Origin of the sequence: Winogradskyella psychrotolerans (assembly GCF_018860545.1) — a bacterium.
GTDB lineage: Bacteria > Bacteroidota > Bacteroidia > Flavobacteriales > Flavobacteriaceae > Winogradskyella > Winogradskyella psychrotolerans_A.
Map to the genome: position 1 here is coordinate 81,156 of NZ_JAHKPN010000052.1, position 23,149 is coordinate 104,304.

Here is a 23,149-nt window from a genome sequence, read left to right on the forward strand (position 1 = left end):
AAATAGTTATCTAATTACAACTATCTTTGCACCTTAAAACAGACACGTGACTTTTAACGACCTTAATTTAAATACACCATTATATAACGCTTTAGACGATTTAGGATTTACAGCTCCTACTCCAATTCAGGCTGAATCTTTTAACGTGGTAGCCGCAGGCAAAGATGTAGTTGGTATAGCGCAAACCGGTACAGGTAAGACTTTTGCCTACATGTTGCCTATACTTAAAAACCTTTCGTTTTCTAAACAAGAAAATCCAAGAGTTTTAATTTTAGTACCTACACGAGAATTAGTGGTACAAGTCGTTAGTGAAATTGAAAAACTTTCAAAATACATTAACAATCGTGTGTTAGGCGTTTACGGTGGGACTAATATTAATACACAGAAACAAGCTGTAGCGCAAGGTCAGGATATTATTGTAGCCACTCCAGGACGATTATATGATTTGGCTGTGAGTCGCGTTTTACAATTAAAATCGATTCAAAAATTAGTGATAGATGAAGTTGATGTGATGCTCGATTTAGGATTTAGACATCAACTCCTTAATATATTTGATATTTTACCTCCGCGTCGTCAAAACATCATGTATTCCGCAACGATGACTAAAGATGTGGATGACTTAATTACGGACTTCTTTAAAAGTCCGACTAAAATATCAATCGCTGTTTCTGGTACTCCATTAGAAAACATTAAGCAAGAACGTTTTGATGTTCCTAATTTTTATACCAAAGTCAATTTACTAGAGCATTTATTACGTGATAAAGATGAATTCTCAAGAGTCTTAATTTTTGTCGCTTATAAGAAGATGGCAGATCGCCTTTTTGACCAATTAGAAGACTTATATCCTAATGAAACCTGCGTCATTCACTCTAATAAAACTCAAAATTACAGATTGCGTAGTATTGAACAATTTAGAGAAGGTGAAAACCGTTTATTAGTCGCTACAGACGTTATGGCAAGAGGTTTAGATATTGAAGGTGTTACGCATGTTATTAATTTTGACACACCAGATTATCCTGAAAACTACATGCATAGAATTGGTAGAACTGGTCGTGCAGAAAACGAAGGCCATACCATTCTATTTTCTACAGATAGTGAACAAGACGGCTTAGAACGCATTGAGGATTTGATGCAAATGAAAATTGATACGCTTGAGATTCCTGAAGAAGTTACCATTTCAACCGAATTGATTGAAGAAGAGCGCCCACAAATAAGAGAGCGCAACAACCCTACAAAACGTCGTGATGAAGATGCGCCAGGACCTGCTTTCCATGAGAAAAAGGAAAAAAATCAAAAGGAAAATTTAGGAGGTTCTTATAAATTTAAAATTGCTGCGAAATATAAGAAACCTAAAACTCGCGGTGATAAAAATTATAATAGACGAAATAAAAAATAAGTACCTCTACTCTAGTTTGTGCAAGTCGTCGCAATGCACATTATAATCTAAACAAAGAATTTCTAAGGTTTCCGAAAGTAGTGCTTTCAATTCTACATTATCAGGTCTAATAGCGTATGCCAGTTTAAATTCAGAATACGCTTCTGAAATTCTACCTTTATGTAATCGCGATTTTCCAGATTTGAGTAAAAAGTTAAACGCGTAATTATCTTTTTTAATTGCCCATGCTATTTCGTTTTGGTGTCGTAATTTAGAATCTTCTATCCAATGTGGAATTGATAACGCAATTACTAAAACCATTACAAAGAACAAGATAATTCCAAAATTATAACTTCCTTCATTATTTGAATATTGAAGTTTAAATTTTCGACTATAGGTTGGTACTGCAGTAAATGAGCCTTTTCGTTGCATAGAAAATGGTTGACGTGGACGCATCCCGTATATCCATTTTTGCATACCCAACCCCATGTAACCCATACTATTGTCTTTATAGTATAGGTCTGTAATCTGAAGGTTTTGTTACAATATTATGATGTAAAATCAGAAATAAGACCTGTCAGGTATTAAAACCTCGGCAGGTCTGACACGTATTGCTATTTAATGCGTTAATATAATTCCTGTTCTATAAACCTATTTAGATTATGATTTAAAGATGTTGTTAGAATTGAAATTTTTCGTAATAATTATTATATCTTATTGTAAGCAAAAATAAACTTATACTACAACCAAGTATAAATGCAAGAAGATTATAGAGCATTAATGATTTTCTTTCTATTCCGTAAACATTCTTAAAAGTATCTGGCCGATTTAATATGTATATTGAAATGGATAGAATTATCAAAAAACCAATTATTGTGAGAATATAAACGAAATCTATTAATTCACCTTCATACTTTATATCAAATAACGATACGGCAAAAATGTTACATAAAAGTAAATAAAAGGAACTAAGTAATACAAACCAACTTAATTTACTCTTATATAAAACCGCAAAAACAGGAATTAGCATGTATAATAATGGTTTAAAATAAATATGATAATTTAATGTTCTAATAATTGCCATGATATTATATTCATTTTCATTCCAACTATGTAATTCAGGAAACATAATTATAGCGCTTATTGTGTATAAAATAAAGATTATAAGAACTATAGCATAAACAATATAAACTGGTTTTAACGTCTTCAAAATAATAAATTAATTTTAGCAAAATCGATACTATGATACCGATAATGCAATATAAGTACAATGACCTGACAGATCTAAAATCCTATTGTCCACCAACAGCCCTCAACGAATCCAACTGACGTTGCAAAGCATTAATCTTATCGGTATTATCTTCTACTTTAGGAATACTCATAATAGAATCCATTTGTTGTTCTATAATATCTTTATCTTTTGGTTCTTCTTTGAAGTAATACCCTATACCCTCACTAGACCTCCACGCTTCGTTTAATTGATTGTAAACTTCTTGATCCCACGTACTAGGATGTTTTACATCTATCCATATCACGTCTCTGTATTCGCTATCAATCAACACTAAATCTGGCGTTGCGGAGCCATCAAACTGCTGGGAATTTGTTGAACTAATAGACGAAATAGTACCTAAGAAAAACATACGTTTTCGACCTGCAATATCTTTTATATAGGGTCTAAATTCTACAGGTGTACTCGCATTCCAATCGTATTCTTTACGCGATTCTTTCACTTTTAAAGGCATAGCAGATACACCTGCATACCCTTGTTTTTTAGTTGCGTGATCGTAGTAATACATTTTATCGGTTCCGTCTGCAGGAATAAACACACTATAACTTAAACTGGTACGCTCATCTCCTACAGGTTCTAAACCAAACCAATGATACAAACCACTATAGGCATCTGAATTTGATCCTGAAAAATCAAAATCCGTAACATACGGTTGTTGGTTCTGATCTTTTGGCATTACAGGAATTTTAACAGCCGTTTCCATATTCCATGGTAATGGATCACTAAAGCCACCTAAGAATTTTAAAGATTCAGCTTGTAATTGCGATACATTTTCGGCGAGTGTATTTTGCTTATTTAAAAAGGGATAATTTTTAATATCATCCGGGCTCACAAAGGTTCCTTTTCCGATAGTGATGCGCTCTAAATAGTCATTAAAATCATGCTCACCACTATCTATAATCATCACACCACCAAACGTTGGATAGGGAAAAAAGAACCCTTTCCATTTTATTAAGCTCACCACTTCTACCCAATTACCAGCATCGTTTTTCATGTAAAACGTATCGCTTGGTTCATAATTAAATAACATCCATGGATTAAATCGTTGTACGACGGCATTATATGTGTTTCTACTGAATTTTAAGGATTCGCCTATGGAAAATGTAACGTCAATTCTATTTTCATTTGAAAACCTTGGAAATGGTGTAGTACTACTTACTGAAAACACTTCCTCGGTATTGTCACTAATACGTTGCATTACATATTTTTCACTTGGCTGAATAGCCATGGTCCATTTATTCTCAGTCCCAATTCTTACTAAATGTGGTAAGGATACATCTTTAGTTTCACCCACACTTTCATTGGCCATAGAAAATACATTTCTTAAGGGCTGAATACGCTCATTCTGCGTTAGTGGTAATTCATTTATTTCCACTTTATTTAGATCATTAAACACATTGTAGGTTTTCATATAATCATACATCTTATAATGCCAACCAACAGCATACAAAATTCCGAAAAAGACAATCAGTAAGGCCAAAATCCCCAATCGGCTACCTACTTTTGCCGATTTTCTAAATTTACGAAGTCCAAAGAACAGACATAAGATACTTATTAATATAATAAATATATACTTCCTGATAAACAATAAAACAGGTTGGTAATCATCCCTAAAAAAGAATAATAACACGATTAATAGCAATGCTACGAAAATTGTAATTCGTTTTTGTTTACCGCCTTTATTCCAATATGATTTTATCATGGTAATTATTTGTCATTGCAAAGTTGACTTTTTTGTCAGCTGTGGCAATCTGTTCGTTATTTTTATAAATATTTTAATGTTAATGAGATACTTCGACTGCGCTCAGTATGACATTTAGGATTACATCAACCCTTTATCTTTCAAACGCTCTCTAGCACTTGGCTTTTCTACTTCGGGTTGTGTTTCAATTTCTTTCTTAGCTTCTTCAACAACTTTAGGTTCTTTAGTTCTTAAGTCTTCAATAAAATCTTTTCCTTTTTCCACGACATCATCAAACTTATCTTCTAACGATTCACTTTGCTCTTCGATAACTTCAGAAGATTTAATAACGAAACTCGCTATATAAGTTCCTAAAAGTGTTCCTACTGCAAAAGATGAAAATGCTGAAATCCCATTATAACTACTAAAAACAGCTATTGGTGTTAAAAACTCAATAATTAAGGCTGCAATAAGCATCAAACTTACCACAAAAACTATTCTTGGTAAAAGGGATTGTTTAAACACAAATCCTTTGGGATTATCAGGATGCATTTGAAGCTCTTTACTATTTACAATTTTATTCAAAAAACGATATGCACCATTTCCGTTGGACTCTCTCCAATAGATGAAAATTCCAAATAAAATTGCTGCTATAAATATGACGAGTTCAATTCCCATGATTCTTGTGTTAATGTTACTTATAAAGTTAGTCTAAAATTATTAAATATTGTTACGGATTCTTTCAATAACCCAATCTTTAAACGAATCTTGCCAAGTCTCATAATTCTTATAAAACTGTTCTTTATCATACCAATACAGAAATAAAACATCCTTTGGCGCGATGTTAATTAATAATTTATGAATTAAATCGCGATGCTCAGATGACAATGATGAATGTGGTAAATGCAACGCAAAATAGAGCGACTGATCAACGATATCTTCAATTTTATAGGCATTACTGCGTTCTAATTTTTCAAGGTATATTTCAACGCTCATCACCTGTTTCCTGGCATTGATATCTATTTTATTCAAATAGCTTTTGAAGAGTACTTTGTCATTTAATATAGCTAATATTGGGTGTTCCGTGTCTTTTAAAAATTGAGCAAGTTCGTATTTTTTAATACGGTCGTAATTTGGGGTTTTCACTACCTCTCCTAAATCACATTCTATAATGAGATGATCTTTCAACTTCGCTACTAATTCTGGCTGCTCTATATGATAAATTAAAACATCATGAATAGTATCTTTTATAGCTTCCTTATAATGTACTTTACTTTCAAAAACGACTATTGGTTTTATAAAATCTCGAAGTAAATACACTCCGTCAAAAGCTCTGGTGTAAAATGAACCGGTACTATATTGTAAAGGATGTAAGTTTAAATCTCTATGTCTTAAATCTCCGTACGTCTTTGCTGAGTCCAGTAACTGTTTCTGAATGCCTTCATCTATAAAATTATTTCCATTATTGAATTTATCGATCAGCATTAATTGGTCTTTTTGAACCTGCTCTAAATTGTCTATCAGTTTGAATATGATATTAACCTTATCATATTTTAGAACATCTAATGGCTCATAAAACACATCAATATCCTGGTCAAAATCTATACAAATGGCAGAATCTCTTGTAATATCATTTATTTTCTGACCATGCGTTCTAAACACATGTTGCATCATTTCTCTATCAAACGAATGAAACGGCAGATACACCGGTTTTCCTTTTTGTAATGGCGAAATAATAATGCCATGCGGATTTGCATCTCCATGATTAAGGTAATGCATATTATTCTTTTCTTCTGCAATATCTGGACTCCAGCCAATACCATCAATAAAAAATGACGTCAACTTGGTTTCAGAAAACCCCAAGGTTTTTAGACACTTGTTATAACGCTCAACGAGTTTTCCGCTAATGGGAATAAGATCACTTCTATATAGGTTGGCTTGCTTTAATTTTTGCATCTTAATCTAACAAATTATTTATCTGTGCATATTGCAATAACATAATCGTTTTTGCATCAATAATTTCTTCAGTTTTAATCATTTCTAAGGCTTTGGAAAATGACAATTCTAACACTTCTATTTCTTCATCTTCACTTTCTAACCCTCCTCCTTCATTTATTTTTTGTGCATCCTTATATTCTGCGACGAACAAAAACATTTTTTCAGTCAAGGCTCCTGGTGATGTATAAGCTGAAAGCACTTGTTTTGCATTGCTTATTTTATATCCCACTTCCTCTTCTGTTTCTCTAATTATTGTTTCTAAAGGCTCGTCGTTATTATCAATGGCACCAGCACAAGCTTCAATAGACATTCCGTCTACTTGGTTTTCTTCATAAATTGGCATGCGAAATTGTTTGGTCAAAATTACCGTTTGCCTTTCTAAATTATATAACAAGATAGCTGCACCATTACCTCGATTATAACATTCACGCGATAAACGTTTCCACTTACCATTTTTGAATTGATAGTCGTAATCTATGCGATCTAATTTTGCCCAATCGTGAGAAAGGGTTGTTTTTGTTATGTTTTTTAGGTTATTCATTTAATTATAAAATCTTTCTTGATGTTTTTCGAGTTTAGGAATAATATCTTCCCAATCTTTAAAACTTATTGGTTCTAACTTTCTAGCTTTCAAAAAATCGATCGCTTCAAAAATATCTTTCAAAATACTTTCATATTTAGTCTTTTTAAAGCCTTTATAGGTCTTATTTAAAATTACCAGACTATTTAATGTAAATGTTTTATTCTCTTCTGATAATGATTCTTCAAATGTATCATACTCGTCTTGGCGCAAAAATCTTTCATTTGAAAAAGGATTAAATATAATTTGAGAAAAATATGAAGGCTGCTTTTCATGATTTTCCCATAAAACTCCGATAAATAAATTATAACCTCTTATACTTCCTTTTAAATCATTCTCGTCATCCTTAACAAAACCTTTTCTTTTAAATTCGACTAATGGCGAAGAATTAAGAATTTTATTTATTTTCCAAGGGCGATAATAGGTGTGACTTAATAGCTCAAGAGTTCCTATAAAAATTAAAATAAACCATATTAAAAACCAAAATATAAAAGCTGAATAGATATCTAAATCTTCGTTTTTATTTGTGAAAAAGTAGATTAAAAACAAACCTAAACAACCCAAGGTGTATACCAAATAATACTCTTTAAATATATACCACGTTCTTTTCAAAATCTATTTTCTTTCTCCAAATTGCTCTCGCGCCTCAGTTTCAATATTCATCTGATTCACTCTAGCATCTACTTTACGCTTGAAATCTGTATCTGCAATAGTGGCCACATTATCTAAATAACGAATTACTTCTTGTCGTCTTATATCTGAAAAGTTTAAACCTTTCATATTCGATTTCATTAACTCTTGAAGCATATTAAACTTCGTGTCATAATCCTTTTTAAAATACGTTTCAGGATTGTCAAACCAATCTTGTTCTAAATCGAAATCCGTAAGTCGCAATGAAATGGCAGATTGAATATTTCGAACATCTCTTGAAGAGAAAAACGGAAATATCTTCTGGATTTCTTTATACAACGCCGCATAAAACATATGGTCGTTATTCTGATGCAATTTTTCAATTTTATCAAAGGTATCATGTACTCTGGCTTCCGATGGATGTTCAATAGTATTCAGAATTTCACCCATACTGTTTGCCAAACCTTGGTCTGACAAGTATTTATAAACTTCGGGATCATTCATGTTTACAAAATCTGGCATAGTGTCTTGTAACTTCTTCCACCAAATATAATCTTGATCTACAAAATCGTGTTCCGTACGTGCACCATCAATTTTAAATCGCCCTTGAACTCTAGAGATTACGGCCTTATCTAACATTTCAGGTAAATTGGTAAATAATCCAATAGAACTGTTACCATAATTAACCGCATAAGCTCCTTCCGTATATCTTAAAAATACACCAATCACTTCTTTCACACCTGCAGAAACACCTTGCGCTGTACGTTCTTGCAGGTTATTTTCGGCATCATCAATTGGTGCGAATATTAATCGGGTTGGGTCTTGAAGCGGCTTCATCCATTCGACCATTTTTTCAGCAGAACCACCTTGAAACGTACTAATTAAGGTATCTGGCATAGGATGAAACAAAAATGGAATATCTAAATTATCGGAATGTTCTTTAAGTCGGGTGGCGATGGCTGCTATCAGCATACTTTTACCTGTTCCTGGAATTCCGTAACCCATAAACACGGGCATAAAACCACCCAATTCTTGAAACGGATTTTTCTTAGCTTCAATATCGTAACTCAATAATCGCTCTGTTAAACGACGTGCAAAATGCTTCGCATCTCTGTTACCTACAATTTGTTCGAACTGAATTTTATTAAATTCTATACTTTTTGCCGTTCCCGAAAACGCATTCTCCCAACCAGATACGGCAAAATCTGAGTTTTCTAGTTTGTATGTTCTATCAACTATAGTCTCAGTGTACTCTAAACTACTTTTTCTTAGTTGAATTTCGTCTATTAAAGCTTCAAAATAAACTACCGTAAAATCTATAACATCTTTATCTGATTTTATGATTTCAGGATGCCCTAAATACTTATCATAATAAAACAACTGACACGAAATGCCTTTTAAAGGTGTTAATAACGACACTTCCGGAATACCTGCAAATTTCTGCTTCATCACTGATAAATCATCTGAAGCATGTGGTTTTAAATCATGGAGAATTTTATATGCAGCAGAAAATAACATAAAAGCGGTTGCGGTATGCATTTTACTTTCGTACTCATGTCTTCCTGAATTGTCTAATGCCGATTTATTTTCACTTAAACTCGATAAACCTGATGCATCGTAAAATGAATCTTTAATCCAGATCCCCAAAGTCATGCCCTCTTGAACAGCGTATAATGTTTGATTCAAATAAATGGGAAGTGCAACCGACTCTGGCAACAAACGCTTTTTTAAAGCCAATATCGTTTTTGAAACAGAAGTAACATTAACATTACTTCCGTTATTAGCTCTAGATAAATACAACAAAATAGATTCATCTTTAGTCTCTGCATCTTTATTTTTTGCGCGCTGACTTTGTTCCCATTGAATGGATTTTAAATAAGAGGTAGCTTCATCTCGAAGCATATCTAGTTCATTTTGTTTAATTGGGAATGTTGAGTTGTGTTCCATAGCATTATTTGTAATTCAAAAACCGTTTGAATTCTATTTAAAATTCGAAGCAATTAATTAAAATCAAAGGCTTCGAAATCATCTTTATAAATTGTTCTAATCTTTTGTTTTATCGCGTCCGTATAAAAAGCCTCTTTTTTAGGAAAACTACCGTTAGAGTCTTTAAATGCAATTAATTCAGTGTTTTTTATGTTATAAACATCTGTTAATTCAGCAATACTTTCTTGATCAGCATAGCTGTTAGACTGCCTAGGTTGAGATAAATTAATCGTAGTGTCGATTCCAAATTTTTCACTAAGCTCTGGCAATCTAGAGGACATATCCTTTAAGTGAATCACTTCATCAAGATTTATGTTTTTTAGAATATAAGTTTGAGGTCTCCAATGTGGATTTACATCTTTCATTTCATGATTCAATAAATAATCTACAAATAGCGCAAATGTGATGTGATAGTTTCCTTCAGAATCCATAACTCCGATTTCCTTAACCACATCCTGAACCCAAGATCGACCAAGGTCATCACCACAAAATTTATCTACATAACCACTAACTAAACGTTCATAAGGATTTCTTATCACCGCTATTTTGTAGAAAGCCGCATCATCAATATGTTTAGTAATTTGAGCTTTTGTACTAACTCTATAAATCTTTATAAATTTTCTTAATAAAGAATTCGTTGATTTTATCTTATCTGAATCATGAAACAGAAAGCGATACTTATACCATTTAAAACTAAAATACAGTCCATAATTATTAAGCATTTGAAATGTATTAGAAAATGTACTTTCTAAATTAAGGGAATCTATAAACCAACTTTTTAATGTGGTCCCTCCACATTTAGCATTAGTGAAAAGAATAAATTTTTTATCGACATTTATTAATGGAAATGGTTTTCGAAGCGTACCCACAAGCAATTATTTAATTTTTAATGATTAAGATTTAATTATTTCTTTGTTATTAATTCCGAAATCTGAATCGGGCTCTGTGCCAACTTATTCATAATTTCTGGTGTTTTGTTGTACAGCATTTGTATAATTCTGTGAGGTGCAAAAACATATCGCTGTCTAAACATCGCATCCCAACGCTGATACGTTTGCTTACTAAAAAAGCCTCCTTCCTTAAATTCACTTCCAGATGTTAATTCATCTATTTTAAACGAAATAGCATACGATTCTAAAGGGATTTCTTTATTCGCTATACCTTGTAAAATAGCGTGTGTTACTTTGTTTTCGTCCTTAGCAAATACATTGTGAATTGGACCTAAATCCACACGTTTTATGAGTTTTGGAAGCACTTTGGGTAAACGCTTATCAATTCCGTAAGCCATGGTATCTAAAGCCATTTCTCTATCTGCAATAGTTTTTAATGCGCTATAAATTTCACTACGATCCTTTAAAGGATCTCTTCCATCGTAATCAAAATACATGTAGCATATAAATGGTCTATTATGAGACACATCGTAGAAACTCCAACTGACCAAATACTCAGCAGCAGAACCTTCTGGTGCTGCTATAATTTTACCTTGAACAAAACGATTGAAGATATATTCTTTCTTAGCTGACGTATAATACACAATTGATGCGGCTTGAAAGAGCTTACGCTTCGCAATAGGTTCTTTCTTTCTCATTAACGTATCTAGAAATTCTTCTTTAAGAGTGTCTACATCTGTAAGCTTTCCTAAGTAATCTTCTCGTAAAGCCAAATCGTTAAACAAATAACGGAATTCTAAATAATTTGGAAAGCTTGAATCGGTTAAATCCACCTTCATGTTTTCCTCATCATCATACATATATTTTACACGCATGGCTTCAATGGAATACAATAATAAATCACTGTATTGCTTAAAGAGAAGTACTTCTTGTTGGTTTAAAATTTGTTTTTGTTGTACAGCGACAATAAGCTCTTTAAGTGAGAAATCTATCATTTTATGATAGAACACATACTGCTCTTTTGAGTCTAATACAGCTGAATCTAATGGTGTTACAATCATTTTTAGTAGGTAGTTGGCAGTATTCAGTTTGTAGTATCCCAAGAATACCTGAAAAGTATTATTAAAAAAAGATATTAAATATAATAATAGTCATAGTATTCAGTTTCAATTTGACTGCCAACTAAATACTAATGACTCATCACTAAATTTTATCCTAACAAATCATCCTCATTAGCTTCTGGCTCTGGTTCGCCTGCTGGCTCTCCTCCTCCATCACCAGAAGGTGCATTAGCATCTGCAGCATAGTAATCTTCGAAAATTTCTTTCATATCAATACCATAACGCTCGGCAAAATTCTTTTGAATAGACTTATCCTTTTCACGAATCTCACTTAAAGCTTCAGCATAACTTCCGTAAACACCCTGCATCACTTTTTCGTGTACTGGTATATTATCCATCATTTCTTGACGTGCGCGTGCACTCGCTGTATGCATTGCTGCTAACGTTTCCCCAATATGTTCATCGGTTTTAACACCTAAATGTTCTAAGATTGCTGCGAATTCTTGATCTGTACGTGCTTTTAAAGCCACCACATAACCGTCGTAATATTTAAGACGCTCGTCTGTATCTGACTTTAATTTGGCACGATGCGTTTGTAAATTACTACGTAATGAGGTTAATACTTTTATAGTAAGGTTATGCTTATGTACAAAACTATCTTTAGAAGCCGCTAATGTGGTATAAGCATTTTTAAGACCTTCTAATTCTTCTACTTTCTGCTCTAATGTCGTCACTTTACCTAAAGCATCAGAATATTCAGTAGATTGCTTATCCGCAACTTCTTCCAATCCTTGACGTGCTTGTTTTAAAAGTGCATACCGCTCTTCTAATTTATCTTCAACTTCTTTTTTCTTTTGAAGTGCTTTAGTATGATTATTTGAAGCTTCTACAATGGCGGTTTTAAGACTTTCTTCAACTTCTTTAATTTCAATTTCTCTGTCTTTTAAACGTTTGATGGCTGCTTGACTCTTAAAAGACAATTCATTTAACAAGGTTTGAATATCAGCCGTCTCAATACGTTGCTGAAACATAGCTTTTGCTTTATTATCTGAAGCATCACGTTCTTTCTGTGCATTTTGAAGCTCTATCTCAGCATCTTTAATTTTGCTTTTACGTCCCCATAGATTATTCCACCAAGTATCTGGTTTATTATTGGCATCTTCTAGTTCAACTTTAGCGCGTTCTAAACGTTTTACAGCGTCATCAATGATTTTTTGTTCCGCCGCATTTAAAGCTGAAAAACCTTCAAACATAATACCAACTTCATCTTGATAATCTGTTAAGTCCTTAATAGCATCTAATAAGGTTGTTCTATCCTTTTCTGCCATATCTACAACATTATCTAATGTTGCATTTAGTATCTTCTGACGACTTTCTGGATCATCTTCTTGAGCTAGCTTTGACTTCATTTGGTCAATGGCTTTTCCCCAATTTACATCGACTTTCGCTGTTTTTTCATTGGAATTGGTTTCTAATAAATCAAAATCATCAGACATATTTGTATAGTGTTATTAAGTTGAACAATTTTCAGGATAACAATTTCGGTATTTTTTTAAGACTATAAAAACTTTAGTTGCTAAAATATATGTAGCATTTCTTTAATAATTGTTACAAATATTTATAAAAATTTGATTTTTTTTAAAGATTTAACAATCGCTTGTTTCCCTTAAAAACACTGTGGTTTAACGGATATTTAGTACAGTTAATCGATATAATTGTTGATTAAAAGTTGGTAAATATTTTAATATTAAGGATTTAACACTTAGTTTTTTTATATATTAGCGTCATAGAACCCAAATCTAGAACGAAAAATGATACGTACGAACCTGTTTTCAAAGGCTTTAATTGTGACAACTACACAACTTACATTGATCTTGATCGCTGTAGCAACTATTTTTATCGTTTTTATCTTAAGCGCAATCTTTAAGATGTATAAATTAAAAGCTGAAAACAAAAAATTGATGCAAACAAATGCTTATAAAGATTATGAAGATGCTGGTGAAGATATACACAACGGTCATCTTTATGGCGATAACTAATTGATGAATTTAAATTAAATTTTACAATTTTGAATAATTCATCCGAGCAAATAATTAGTATACTTTCTATTGGATTTATAACAATGACTATTTTATGGGTTTCATTGTATCTAAAAACAAGACAACTAAAAGCGAAAATAAAACGATTAGAAGATAAATAGTCGAAGTAATATTATAAAAAAAGAGCCAGCAAATTGCTGGCTCTTTTTTTGTTTAATTCCACTTAAAATTATCTTACTAACTTTCTATACTTAATTCGTTTTGGCATTAAATCTCCACCCAAACGTTTCTTCTTATTTTCTTCGTATTCACTAAAGCCACCTTCAAAGAAATACACTTGAGAGTCTCCTTCAAAAGCTAAAATATGCGTACAAATCCTGTCTAAGAACCATCTATCGTGACTAATAACAACAGCACAACCCGCGAAGTTTTCTAAGCCTTCTTCCAAAGCTCTTAGTGTATTAACATCTAAGTCGTTAGTGGGCTCATCTAAAAGTAATACATTACCTTCTTCTTTAAGAGTCATCGCTAAATGCAAACGGTTACGTTCACCACCCGATAGTAGTTTCACCTTTTTATTTTGCTCACCACCAGAGAAATTAAATCGACTTAAATAAGCTCTAGAATTCACTTCTTTTCCGCCCATCAATACCAACTCTTGCTCGTCACTGAAATTTTGCCAGATTGTTTTTTCTGGATCAATATTAGAGTGCTTTTGATCGACATATGCAATCTTCGCCGTTTCCCCAACTTTAAACTCCCCTTTATCTGGAGTTTCTTCACCCATAATCATTCTGAATATCGTCGTTTTACCGGCACCATTTGGACCAATAACACCAACGATTCCTGCTTGTGGTAGGTTGAAATTTAAATCATCATATAATAATTTATCATCATAACCTTTGGCAACACCTGCAGCTTCAATAACATTGGTTCCTAAACGCGGACCATTTGGAATGTAGATTTCTAATTTCTCATCGAGTTGTTTTTGATCTTGACTCATTAATTTATCGTAGTTCTTCAAACGTGCCTTTTGCTTTGTTTGACGACCTTTAGCTCCTTGACGTACCCAATCTAGCTCACGCTCTAAGGTTTTTTGACGTTTAGAAGCTGTTTTACTTTCTTGAGCCATACGTTTAGATTTCTGATCTAACCAAGATGAGTAGTTTCCTTTCCAAGGAATACCTTCACCTCTATCAAGTTCTAAAATCCAACCAGCCACATTATCCAAGAAATATCTATCGTGTGTTACAGCAATAACCGTCCCTTTATACTGTGCTAAATGATGCTCTAACCAATGTACAGATTCTGCATCCAAGTGGTTAGTAGGCTCATCTAATAATAATACATCTGGTTCTTGCAATAATAAACGGCATAGTGCTACACGTCGACGTTCACCACCCGAAAGGACACCAATTTTCTTGTCACCATCTGGAGTTCTTAAAGCATCCATAGCGATTTCGAGCTTCGTATCTAATTCCCAAGCACCAGCAGCATCAATTTGATCTTGCAATTCTGCTTGACGGTTCATTAGCTTTTCCATTTTATCGGCATCGCTATAAACTTCTTCTAAACCAAATTGGTCATTGATACTATTGTATTCATCAAGAATCGCTACAGTTTCAGCGGCACCTTCTCTTACTATTTCCATTACGGTTTTGTCGTCATCTAATTGCGGTTCTTGTTCCAAATAGCCAACCGAGTAACCGGGTTGAAATACCACATCTCCTTGATAATTTTTATCAACGCCTGCTATAATTTTTAACAAGGTTGATTTACCAGAACCGTTGAGACCAAGAATCCCAATTTTAGCCCCATAAAAGAAACTTAAATATATATTTTTTAAAACGGGAGTATTTGCTCCTGGAAAGGTCTTTGTAAGACCTGACATTGCGAAAATTACTTTTTTATCGTCACTCATTATTATTTGTTATTAGTTGTATGTTGTTCCGTGGCTTGTACCGTTCGAGATTATTAAACGACCACTTAAAACGTTTTTAAACTCTACCTTTCAATGCATTAAACACCCAAGCGATGCAGAAAAACCCACCTCCTACTGCTGCAAATCCCCAACCTGCAACATCGTCATATCTAAATGCACCAAGGGCTATAAGCCCAAGTCCTACAAATATCATAATCCACGTCGCCCAAGCTAGGACAGTATTTTTATTCATTGCCATACTCTTAATCTTTTAATTTAGTAGTTAGTTGAAGTACAAATATCGCATTTTAAATAAAAAAAGCATCACAAATTGCGATGCTTATATGATAATAAAGATTTAAAACTATAAAGTAATCATAGGAACTTCTATCAGTAATAGCTCACTATCAGATTTGGAATACACATCAAAAGTGTTAATTTCATGAATACCTAGTGCATCTCTTGACGCTAAAATCTCGCCTTCAACTTCAATTTGCCCATAGATATTCATTATATACACTCCGTGATTTTGACTTTTTAAAGTATACGAAAAAGTCTCATTTTTTGATAAATCAATTCGAGATATTAACGCATCTTGATGAATCTTTAAACTGTCATTTTCACCAGTTTCAAATGAAGATACCAACGTTTGAAGCTTTCCTTTTCTTTTTTCTGGGTTGAAAATCTTCTGATCGTAACGCGGCTCAACATTTAGTGTCTTTGGAATAATCCAAATTTGAAATAAACTTAAATGCTCATCTAAAGATCCATTTATTTCAGAGTGCTGTACACCTGCTCCAGCAGACATCACTTGGACTTCATTTGGCACAATCGGTTGCCAATCATTATTCATATTATCGCGATGCTTGAGTACACCAGATAATGGAATAGTTATGATCTCCATATTTTTGTGTGGATGCGTACCAAATCCCATTTTTGGAGCTATAATATCATCATTAAGAACTCTTAAAGCACCAAAGTGCACCCTTTCTGGGTTATTCCAACTCGCAAAACTAAAGGAATGATTCGCTTGTAACCATCCATGATTTGCAAATCCTCTACTTTCTGATCGATGTACTATTTTTTTCATTTTTTTATTATTAGCGCATTTTATCCAATAAATCACTTAATTGTTCTGCCTCTTCTTCATTTAACTTAGCGAGCAATTCATGATTTAAATTTTTAGGGATCTCCTTTAATAATTGAATTCCCATGGTTGTAATTGAAATTTTCACAATACGTCTATCGTCTTCTGATGGCAAACGTTCAATATAATTTTTGGCACAAAGCTTATCCATTAATCGCGTCGCATTTGGAGAACGTTCTAACATTCTACTCTTTATCGTTTGAACTTTTAGAGGCTGCCCTGCTCCCTTTAGAATTCGGAGAATATTATACTGCTGTGGTGAAATGCCAAATGGTTTAAAAAATTCATTTTGACAACTTGTAATCCAATTGGCGGTATAAATAACATTCAATAAGGCTTTTACTCTATTATTTTCAAATTTTGAATTGATATCTTTTGCTAAGTCTCCCATATTAAAGGTGCTTTGTAAATTCTTCTAACGCAATTAACAATTGGTCTTGTAATTCTGCATTCGTTATTTTTCCTTCCGAAAAATTGTCACCAAAAGATGGTAATGAAAATTGACCGACAATATTACCGTCGTGTCTTGGGAATCGATCTAATGCCATTTGCAGTACCGACTGCCCTCCTCTTGCTCCTGGAGACGTTGCCATTAACAATATCGGTTTGTTAAAAAATGTTTTTGGCTCTACTCGAGATGCCCAATCAAATACATTTTTAAAAGCAGATGAATACGCTCCATTATGTTCTGCTAAAGAAATTATAATACCATCTGCATTTTTAATATGCGCTACAAAATCTATAGCTTCCTTTGGAAAACCTGTATTTATATCTCTATCAGCACTGTAAATTGGCATTTCAAAATCGTTTAAATCTAAAACTGTGACTGAGGCATCCTCCACTAAATGAGATGCATAAGTTACCAATTGCTTGTTTATCGATGTGCTACTATTACTTCCAGCGAATGCTATAATGTTTTTCATATTTATGATGTTTTATGAAACAAAAATACAATAAAAAATAATATATTCCAAGGAAACTATTTCCGTGTAATATATTTTAAACAAAACATTCACTTTTCAAACATCAATTCGTTTTGTAAATTCGTACAAAACAATAGTATACTTTAATCAATCAAATACTCCTTATTAATAGCTAACATATATGGATATCAAATTCAACCAAAACGAAGATTATAATAAACTTCTTCTTTCTGATCTTAAAAAACGCCTCGTACAAGTCAAATTAGGTGGAGGCCAAAAAAGCATTGATAAACATCATGCCAAAGGCAAAATGACGGCTCGTCAGCGTGTAAACTATTTATTAGATTCCAAAGCTAAATCAATTGAGATTGGTGCCTTTGCTGGTGACGGCATGTATGAGCAATATGGAGGCTGCCCATCTGGAGGCGTGATTGTAAAAATGGGTTACATTAAAGGAAAGCAATGTATCGTTGTTGCCAATGATGCTACGGTAAAAGCGGGAGCTTGGTTTCCTATTACAGGCAAAAAGAATTTGCGTGCTCAAGAAATAGCCATAGAAAATCGTTTACCTATTATATATCTAGTAGACAGTGCTGGTGTTTTTCTGCCCATGCAAGATGAAATCTTTCCAGACAAAGAACACTTTGGCCGCATTTTTAGAAACAACGCTGTAATGAGTAGCATGGGAATTACCCAAATTGCTGCGGTTATGGGAAGTTGTGTGGCTGGCGGTGCTTACTTACCAATTATGAGTGATGAAGCCTTAATCGTTGATAAAACAGCGAGTATTTTCTTAGCAGGAAGCTACTTGGTAAAAGCTGCCATAGGCGAAACCATAGATAATGAAACTCTAGGTGGTGCCACAACACATTGCGAAATTTCTGGAGTTACAGATTATAAAGCAAAAGATGATAAAGACGCTTTAGATAAAATTAAAAACATCGTAGATAAAATTGGTGATTTTGACAAAGCTGGCTACAATAGAGCTGAATCTAAAAAACCAAAAGAGAATCCGGATAATATCTATGGAATTCTTCCAAAAAGTCGCGCTGATCAATATGATATGAAAGAGATCATAAAGCGTTTAGTTGACGATTCGGAATTTGATGAATATAAAGAAGATTATGGCAAAACAATTATAACGGCTTATGCTAGAATTGAAGGTTGGGCTGTTGGCATTGTTGCTAACCAAAGAAAATTAGTAAAAAACGCAAAAGGTGAAATGCAATTTGGTGGTGTTATTTATAACGACTCAGCTGATAAAGCAACACGTTTTATTGCCAATTGTAATCAGAAGAAAATTCCATTGGTATTTCTTCAAGATGTCACTGGCTTTATGGTTGGTAGTAAATCGGAACACTCCGGAATCATTAAGGATGGTGCCAAAATGGTAAATGCCGTTAGTAATTCTGTAGTCCCAAAATTCACTATAATTTTAGGTAATAGTTATGGAGCAGGAAACTATGCCATGTGTGGAAAAGCGTATGACCCAAGGTTGATTGCAGCTTGGCCAAGTGCTGAATTAGCTGTGATGAGTGGTAATTCTGCTGCAAAGGTTTTATTACAAATTGAAACGGCTTCACTTAAGAAAAAAGGAGAAAAAATTACAAAGGAAAAAGAAGAGGAATTATTTAATAAAATAAAAAACAGATACGACGACCAAGTGTCTCCTTATTATGCTGCTTCTCGCATTTGGACAGATGGAGTTATTGATCCTTTAGATACAAGAACTTGGATTTCTATGGGAATTGAAGCTGCTAACCACGCTCCTATTGAGAAACCTTTTAATATGGGTGTTTTACAGGTTTAATTTATATAAATAATCCTTGAACAAAAAAAAAGAGCGCAAATTTAATTTGCGCTCTTTTTTGTTTATATATTAAAGAATACTAATCTAGCGTTAAGCCTTCACGCTTTGCTTTCTTTTCTTCTCTTTTTTCTTTAAAATGTTCCAATGAAGCCCCAAAAATCCAATACGGCACTACAAATGTTAAAAGGAAAATCATTAACCAAAATCCAATAGTTAATATGGTTAAAAATGCTAAAAATCCTAAATATTGATCAAAGTCGAACATAAGTATTGTTTCGTTTACGTTTTATTAGTACAAAGATATAACCAAAATATAAGTTTTACAACAGGCTTGCCTAGTTTTATCAACAGGTTATTAAAAAATTAAATAGATGTCATTAATAAATTGGCTGTTGCTGGATTGGTAGCTAAGGGTACATCGTGTACATCACACAGTCTCATTAACATCAAAATATCAGGCTCATGTGGATGACGATCTAATGGATCTCTAAAAAACAACACCATATCACACTGACCCTCAGCAACTCTAGCTGCAATTTGAGCATCTCCACCTAAGGGACCAGAAAGTAAAGCGTTAACTTCAAAACCTGCTTTACTTACCTTTTCACCAGTTGTTCCTGTAGAAATTAATACAATTTTCTTTTGAAGCAAAATATCTCTGTGTTCATTTAAAAATTGTACCATTTCGGCTTTCTTTCCGTCATGAGCAATAATAGCAATTACCATATTAAAGATTTTTTACGTGATAATTAACTAAACCTTCAATTGGTCGTCTTACAAAGTTACCAACTTTAAATCCGTATTCTTTGGCAACTTGCTTGATTTCATCTTGACCAAAATACGCTATAGAACCTGCAAAATGAACTGGAATACCATTTTCTAGCTCCTCTTTATACTGAAGAATCATATTCTCGGTAAATAAACGGATACCTTTTGTAATGATATTACTAATATATTCTGAATCTTTATTAATAAACATAAATTCCGCATGATCTGCTAAATAGGCACTTGGATTGGTTTGTTTATAAAGGTTATACTTAATAAAATCGGAATCTAAATTATGCTTATGAGCAAATGCCACACTAATCGTGTCTGGCATTTTATTAAAGTAATAATCTCTAATTAATTGTTTACCAAAATAATTCCCACTGGCATCGTCCATTAATATAAACCCAAGACTATCAACACGTTGATGCAAGTCTTTACCGTCATAATAACTACAATTAGAACCCGTTCCTAAAATACAAACTACGGCAGCTTCATCATTAGTATTAATACATGCTCTAACTGCTGCATATGTATCCTCTCTAACTTCTACTGTGGCATTAACGAAATAAGATTCCAAAATTGTTTTTAATAACAACGTTGGTTTCTCTGTTCCACAACCTGCACCATAAAAATAGATATGGGTAACCTCACTGGCGATTGCCATTAATTCTTTACTCTTTCGAATTGTTTTATTCAGTTTTTTCTCTGCCACAATTGCAGGGTTTAAACCTTTGGTTCTAATTTTATCAACGGCTTGTTTACCATCAGAGTTAATTGCAATCCAATCGCATTTTGTAGAACCTCCATCTGTTATTAAAATCATGATAATGAGTTTATATAAAAATTCCGTAGTCTATGACAAAACATAATCCTACGGAATTTTCAGAATTAATACTATGTCTTAAAGGCTATTCACCTTTTGAGCTAAATCAACTAATTTGTTTGAATAACCAAATTCGTTATCATACCATGATATTAATTTGAAGAATTTAGAGTTAAGTTCAATTGACGCATCAGCATCAAAAACACTTGTTCTTTCTTCACTTACAAAATCTTGAGACACTACAGCGTCTTCAGTATAACCTAAAACACCTGCCATAGAACCTTCAGCGGCACTCTTCATTGCTGCTTTAATATCTTCTAAAGACGTGTCTTTTTTAGTTTTTACAGTTAAATCTACAACAGATACATCTACAGTTGGTACTCTAAATGCCATACCAGTTAATAAACCATCTAATTCAGGAATTACTTTACCTACTGCTTTTGCAGCACCAGTTGAAGATGGAATGATGTTATTCAGTGCAGAACGTCCTAAACGGTAATTTTTGCGTGAAGGTGCATCTACTGTAAATTGTGTAGATGTAGCTGCATGAATTGTAGTCATTAATGCTTCTTCAATTCCGAAGTTATCCTCAACAACTTTAGCGATTGGTGCTAAACAGTTTGTTGTACAAGATGCATTAGATACAATAGTATCATTAGCTGTTAACTTGTCATCATTTACTCCCATCACAAACATTGGAGCATCTTTACTTGGTGCAGAAATTACTACTTTTTTGGCACCACCATCAATATGGTATTGAGCCATTTCTAAAGTTGTAAAAATACCTGTACATTCTGCAACAACAGTTGCGCCTGCTTCGTCCCATTTAAGACTTTTTGGATCTTTCTCTGCAGTAACACGAATGGTTTTTCCATCGACTACTAAGTGACCATCTTTTACTTCAACAGTTCCATCAAATCTTCCATGAACTGAATCATACTTTAATAAGTATGCTAAATGCTCAACATCTAATAAATCGTTAATTGCGACAACATCTACGTCATCACGTTTTACTGTTGCTCTAAATACAATTCTTCCTATTCTACCGAATCCGTTGATTCCTAATTTTAAATTTGCCATTTCTCTATCTTTGTTTTAATTTTTATTAGTGTTTAAATTGACATTATATCTGAAACTCTTAAAAGTTCCTTGTTTATTTTAGATTTTCCTTTTACGGCTTGGTCAAATGGTGTTAATTCTATAACATCGTTTTTCATACCAACCATATAATTACTTTTACCTGTAATTAAACTTTCTACAGCTTTCACTCCCATTCTACTCGCAAAAACCCTATCGAAACATGAAGGTGGTCCTCCACGTTGCATATGTCCAAGTACGGATACTCGCACATCGTAATCTTCCATGTTTTGATCAACATAATCCTTGAGTTCAAAAACGCTTTTACCTATTTTATCACCTTCAGCTACGACTACGATACTCGATGTTTTACCAGATTTTTTACTTCGTTTTAAAGATTCCACCAATCTATCTAATCCTAAATCTTCCTCAGGTATTAAAATTTCTTCAGCACCACCAGCAATTCCAACATTCAATGCAATGTGTCCCACATCTCTTCCCATAACTTCAATAAAAAACAATCTGTTATGTGAACTGGCTGTATCTCTAATTTTATCTATAACTTCTACAACTGTATTTAAAGCCGTATCGTAACCTAATGTATGTGTTGTACCAAAAATATCATTATCTATAGTACCAGGGATTCCCATAACTGGAAAATTGAATTCTTTATTAAAAATCATAGCTCCAGTAAAACTACCATCACCACCAATTACAACAAAAGCATCAATACCAGCTTTTTTTAATTGCTCGTAGGCCATTTGCCTACCTTCTTTAGTTCTGAATCCTTTAGAACGTGCAGATTTTAAAATTGTACCTCCTTTATTAATGATACCTCTTACACTACGAGCATCCATTTCTTCGAAGTCTCCATCAATCATTCCTTCATAACCTCTGTAAATACCGTAGCATTTGATATCATGAAAAGCACAAGTTCTTACTACAGATCTAATTGCAGCATTCATTCCTGGTGCATCTCCTCCAGATGTTAAAACACCTATTTTTTTTATTGTTTGTAGCATTTCCATAATTTATTTACAGTAAAATTAAGAAACAATATATAGATAAATGTGACTATTATCATAAAAATAATAGTGATAAATCAATTCAATCGTTTTCGTTAATAAGTATTTAATAAATATGAATATTTTA

23 protein-coding genes are annotated in these 23,149 nt (G+C 33.2%); 3 read left to right on the forward strand and 20 right to left on the reverse strand.

Annotation, left to right across the window (positions count from 1 at the left end):
* The first annotated feature begins 46 nt into the window (after window positions 1-46).
* On the forward strand, window positions 47-1,396 hold the full coding sequence (locus tag KO515_RS16395; protein ID WP_215937419.1) for a DEAD/DEAH box helicase: 1,350 nt from the start codon (window positions 47-49) through the stop codon (window positions 1,394-1,396).
* A 6-nt stretch (window positions 1,397-1,402) separates the two neighbouring features.
* Here KO515_RS16395 and KO515_RS16400 read toward each other — a convergent pair whose 3' ends face one another.
* From KO515_RS16400 to KO515_RS16445, 10 genes are all read right to left on the reverse strand, one after another.
* Window positions 1,403-1,852 carry a hypothetical protein gene (locus KO515_RS16400; protein ID WP_215937420.1) on the reverse strand — a complete coding sequence of 150 codons (450 nt, stop codon included), beginning with the start codon at window positions 1,850-1,852 and terminating at the stop codon, window positions 1,403-1,405.
* A gap of 815 nt (window positions 1,853-2,667) precedes the next feature.
* Window positions 2,668-4,365 carry a hypothetical protein gene (locus KO515_RS16405; RefSeq protein ID WP_215937421.1) on the reverse strand — a complete coding sequence of 566 codons (1,698 nt, stop codon included), beginning with the start codon at window positions 4,363-4,365 and terminating at the stop codon, window positions 2,668-2,670.
* 120 nt (window positions 4,366-4,485) lie between these two features.
* The gene (locus tag KO515_RS16410) at window positions 4,486-5,022 is read right to left on the reverse strand and encodes a hypothetical protein (protein ID WP_215937422.1); all 537 of its coding nucleotides are present in this window, start codon (window positions 5,020-5,022) and stop codon (window positions 4,486-4,488) included.
* Window positions 5,023-5,064: 42 nt separating this feature from the next.
* Window positions 5,065-6,300, reverse strand: a complete 1,236-nt coding sequence (locus tag KO515_RS16415) for a DUF6638 family protein (protein WP_215937423.1) — start codon at window positions 6,298-6,300, stop codon at window positions 5,065-5,067.
* Window position 6,301: 1 nt separating this feature from the next.
* Window positions 6,302-6,883 carry an NUDIX domain-containing protein gene (locus tag KO515_RS16420; protein WP_215937424.1) on the reverse strand — a complete coding sequence of 194 codons (582 nt, stop codon included), beginning with the start codon at window positions 6,881-6,883 and terminating at the stop codon, window positions 6,302-6,304.
* A complete protein-coding gene (locus KO515_RS16425) occupies window positions 6,884-7,534 on the reverse strand; it encodes a hypothetical protein (RefSeq protein ID WP_215937425.1) in 651 nt (216 codons plus the stop codon). It lies immediately after the preceding gene.
* 3 nt (window positions 7,535-7,537) lie between these two features.
* Window positions 7,538-9,499, reverse strand: coding sequence for an AAA family ATPase (locus KO515_RS16430; protein ID WP_215937426.1), 1,962 nt, complete (start codon window positions 9,497-9,499; stop codon window positions 7,538-7,540).
* 53 nt (window positions 9,500-9,552) lie between these two features.
* Window positions 9,553-10,407: a sulfotransferase family 2 domain-containing protein gene (locus KO515_RS16435; RefSeq protein WP_215937427.1), complete on the reverse strand. Its 855-nt coding sequence runs from the start codon at window positions 10,405-10,407 to the stop codon at window positions 9,553-9,555.
* Window positions 10,408-10,442: 35 nt separating this feature from the next.
* Window positions 10,443-11,489, reverse strand: a complete 1,047-nt coding sequence (locus KO515_RS16440) for a hypothetical protein (RefSeq protein ID WP_215937428.1) — start codon at window positions 11,487-11,489, stop codon at window positions 10,443-10,445.
* 149 nt (window positions 11,490-11,638) lie between these two features.
* The gene (locus KO515_RS16445) at window positions 11,639-12,985 is read right to left on the reverse strand and encodes a microtubule-binding protein (protein ID WP_215937429.1); all 1,347 of its coding nucleotides are present in this window, start codon (window positions 12,983-12,985) and stop codon (window positions 11,639-11,641) included.
* 315 nt (window positions 12,986-13,300) lie between these two features.
* Between KO515_RS16445 and KO515_RS16450 the strand changes: the two genes are divergently transcribed.
* Window positions 13,301-13,528, forward strand: coding sequence for a hypothetical protein (locus tag KO515_RS16450; RefSeq protein ID WP_215937430.1), 228 nt, complete (start codon window positions 13,301-13,303; stop codon window positions 13,526-13,528).
* 229 nt (window positions 13,529-13,757) lie between these two features.
* Here KO515_RS16450 and ettA read toward each other — a convergent pair whose 3' ends face one another.
* The 5 genes from ettA to KO515_RS16475 all read right to left on the reverse strand — a co-directional run bounded on the left by ettA (window position 13,758) and on the right by KO515_RS16475 (window position 17,519).
* Window positions 13,758-15,449, reverse strand: a complete 1,692-nt coding sequence (ettA, locus tag KO515_RS16455) for an energy-dependent translational throttle protein EttA (RefSeq protein ID WP_215937431.1) — start codon at window positions 15,447-15,449, stop codon at window positions 13,758-13,760.
* A 76-nt stretch (window positions 15,450-15,525) separates the two neighbouring features.
* Complete coding sequence (locus KO515_RS16460; RefSeq protein ID WP_178985515.1) at window positions 15,526-15,708, reverse strand: CAL67264 family membrane protein; 183 nt, start codon at window positions 15,706-15,708, stop codon at window positions 15,526-15,528.
* Between the two features lie 105 nt (window positions 15,709-15,813).
* The gene (locus tag KO515_RS16465; RefSeq protein WP_215937432.1) at window positions 15,814-16,539 is read right to left on the reverse strand and encodes a pirin family protein; all 726 of its coding nucleotides are present in this window, start codon (window positions 16,537-16,539) and stop codon (window positions 15,814-15,816) included.
* A 10-nt stretch (window positions 16,540-16,549) separates the two neighbouring features.
* A complete protein-coding gene (locus KO515_RS16470) occupies window positions 16,550-16,987 on the reverse strand; it encodes a MarR family winged helix-turn-helix transcriptional regulator (RefSeq protein ID WP_215937433.1) in 438 nt (145 codons plus the stop codon).
* A 1-nt stretch (window position 16,988) separates the two neighbouring features.
* Window positions 16,989-17,519 carry an NADPH-dependent FMN reductase gene (locus tag KO515_RS16475; protein ID WP_215937434.1) on the reverse strand — a complete coding sequence of 177 codons (531 nt, stop codon included), beginning with the start codon at window positions 17,517-17,519 and terminating at the stop codon, window positions 16,989-16,991.
* A 181-nt stretch (window positions 17,520-17,700) separates the two neighbouring features.
* On the opposite strand from KO515_RS16475, the gene KO515_RS16480 reads away from it, so the two are divergent.
* Complete coding sequence (locus KO515_RS16480) at window positions 17,701-19,329, forward strand: acyl-CoA carboxylase subunit beta (RefSeq protein ID WP_215937435.1); 1,629 nt, start codon at window positions 17,701-17,703, stop codon at window positions 19,327-19,329.
* 79 nt (window positions 19,330-19,408) lie between these two features.
* Here KO515_RS16480 and KO515_RS16485 read toward each other — a convergent pair whose 3' ends face one another.
* From KO515_RS16485 to pfkA, 5 genes are all read right to left on the reverse strand, one after another.
* Window positions 19,409-19,594, reverse strand: coding sequence for a hypothetical protein (locus KO515_RS16485; RefSeq protein ID WP_178985524.1), 186 nt, complete (start codon window positions 19,592-19,594; stop codon window positions 19,409-19,411).
* A 98-nt stretch (window positions 19,595-19,692) separates the two neighbouring features.
* Complete coding sequence (locus KO515_RS16490; RefSeq protein ID WP_215937436.1) at window positions 19,693-20,055, reverse strand: methylglyoxal synthase; 363 nt, start codon at window positions 20,053-20,055, stop codon at window positions 19,693-19,695.
* A 1-nt stretch (window position 20,056) separates the two neighbouring features.
* On the reverse strand, window positions 20,057-20,920 hold the full coding sequence (locus KO515_RS16495) for an N-acetylglucosamine kinase (RefSeq protein WP_215937437.1): 864 nt from the start codon (window positions 20,918-20,920) through the stop codon (window positions 20,057-20,059).
* A gap of 78 nt (window positions 20,921-20,998) precedes the next feature.
* A complete protein-coding gene (gap, locus tag KO515_RS16500; protein WP_215937438.1) occupies window positions 20,999-22,000 on the reverse strand; it encodes a type I glyceraldehyde-3-phosphate dehydrogenase in 1,002 nt (333 codons plus the stop codon).
* Between the two features lie 32 nt (window positions 22,001-22,032).
* Window positions 22,033-23,019 carry a 6-phosphofructokinase gene (pfkA, locus tag KO515_RS16505; RefSeq protein WP_215937439.1) on the reverse strand — a complete coding sequence of 329 codons (987 nt, stop codon included), beginning with the start codon at window positions 23,017-23,019 and terminating at the stop codon, window positions 22,033-22,035.
* Window positions 23,020-23,149 lie beyond the last annotated feature (130 nt).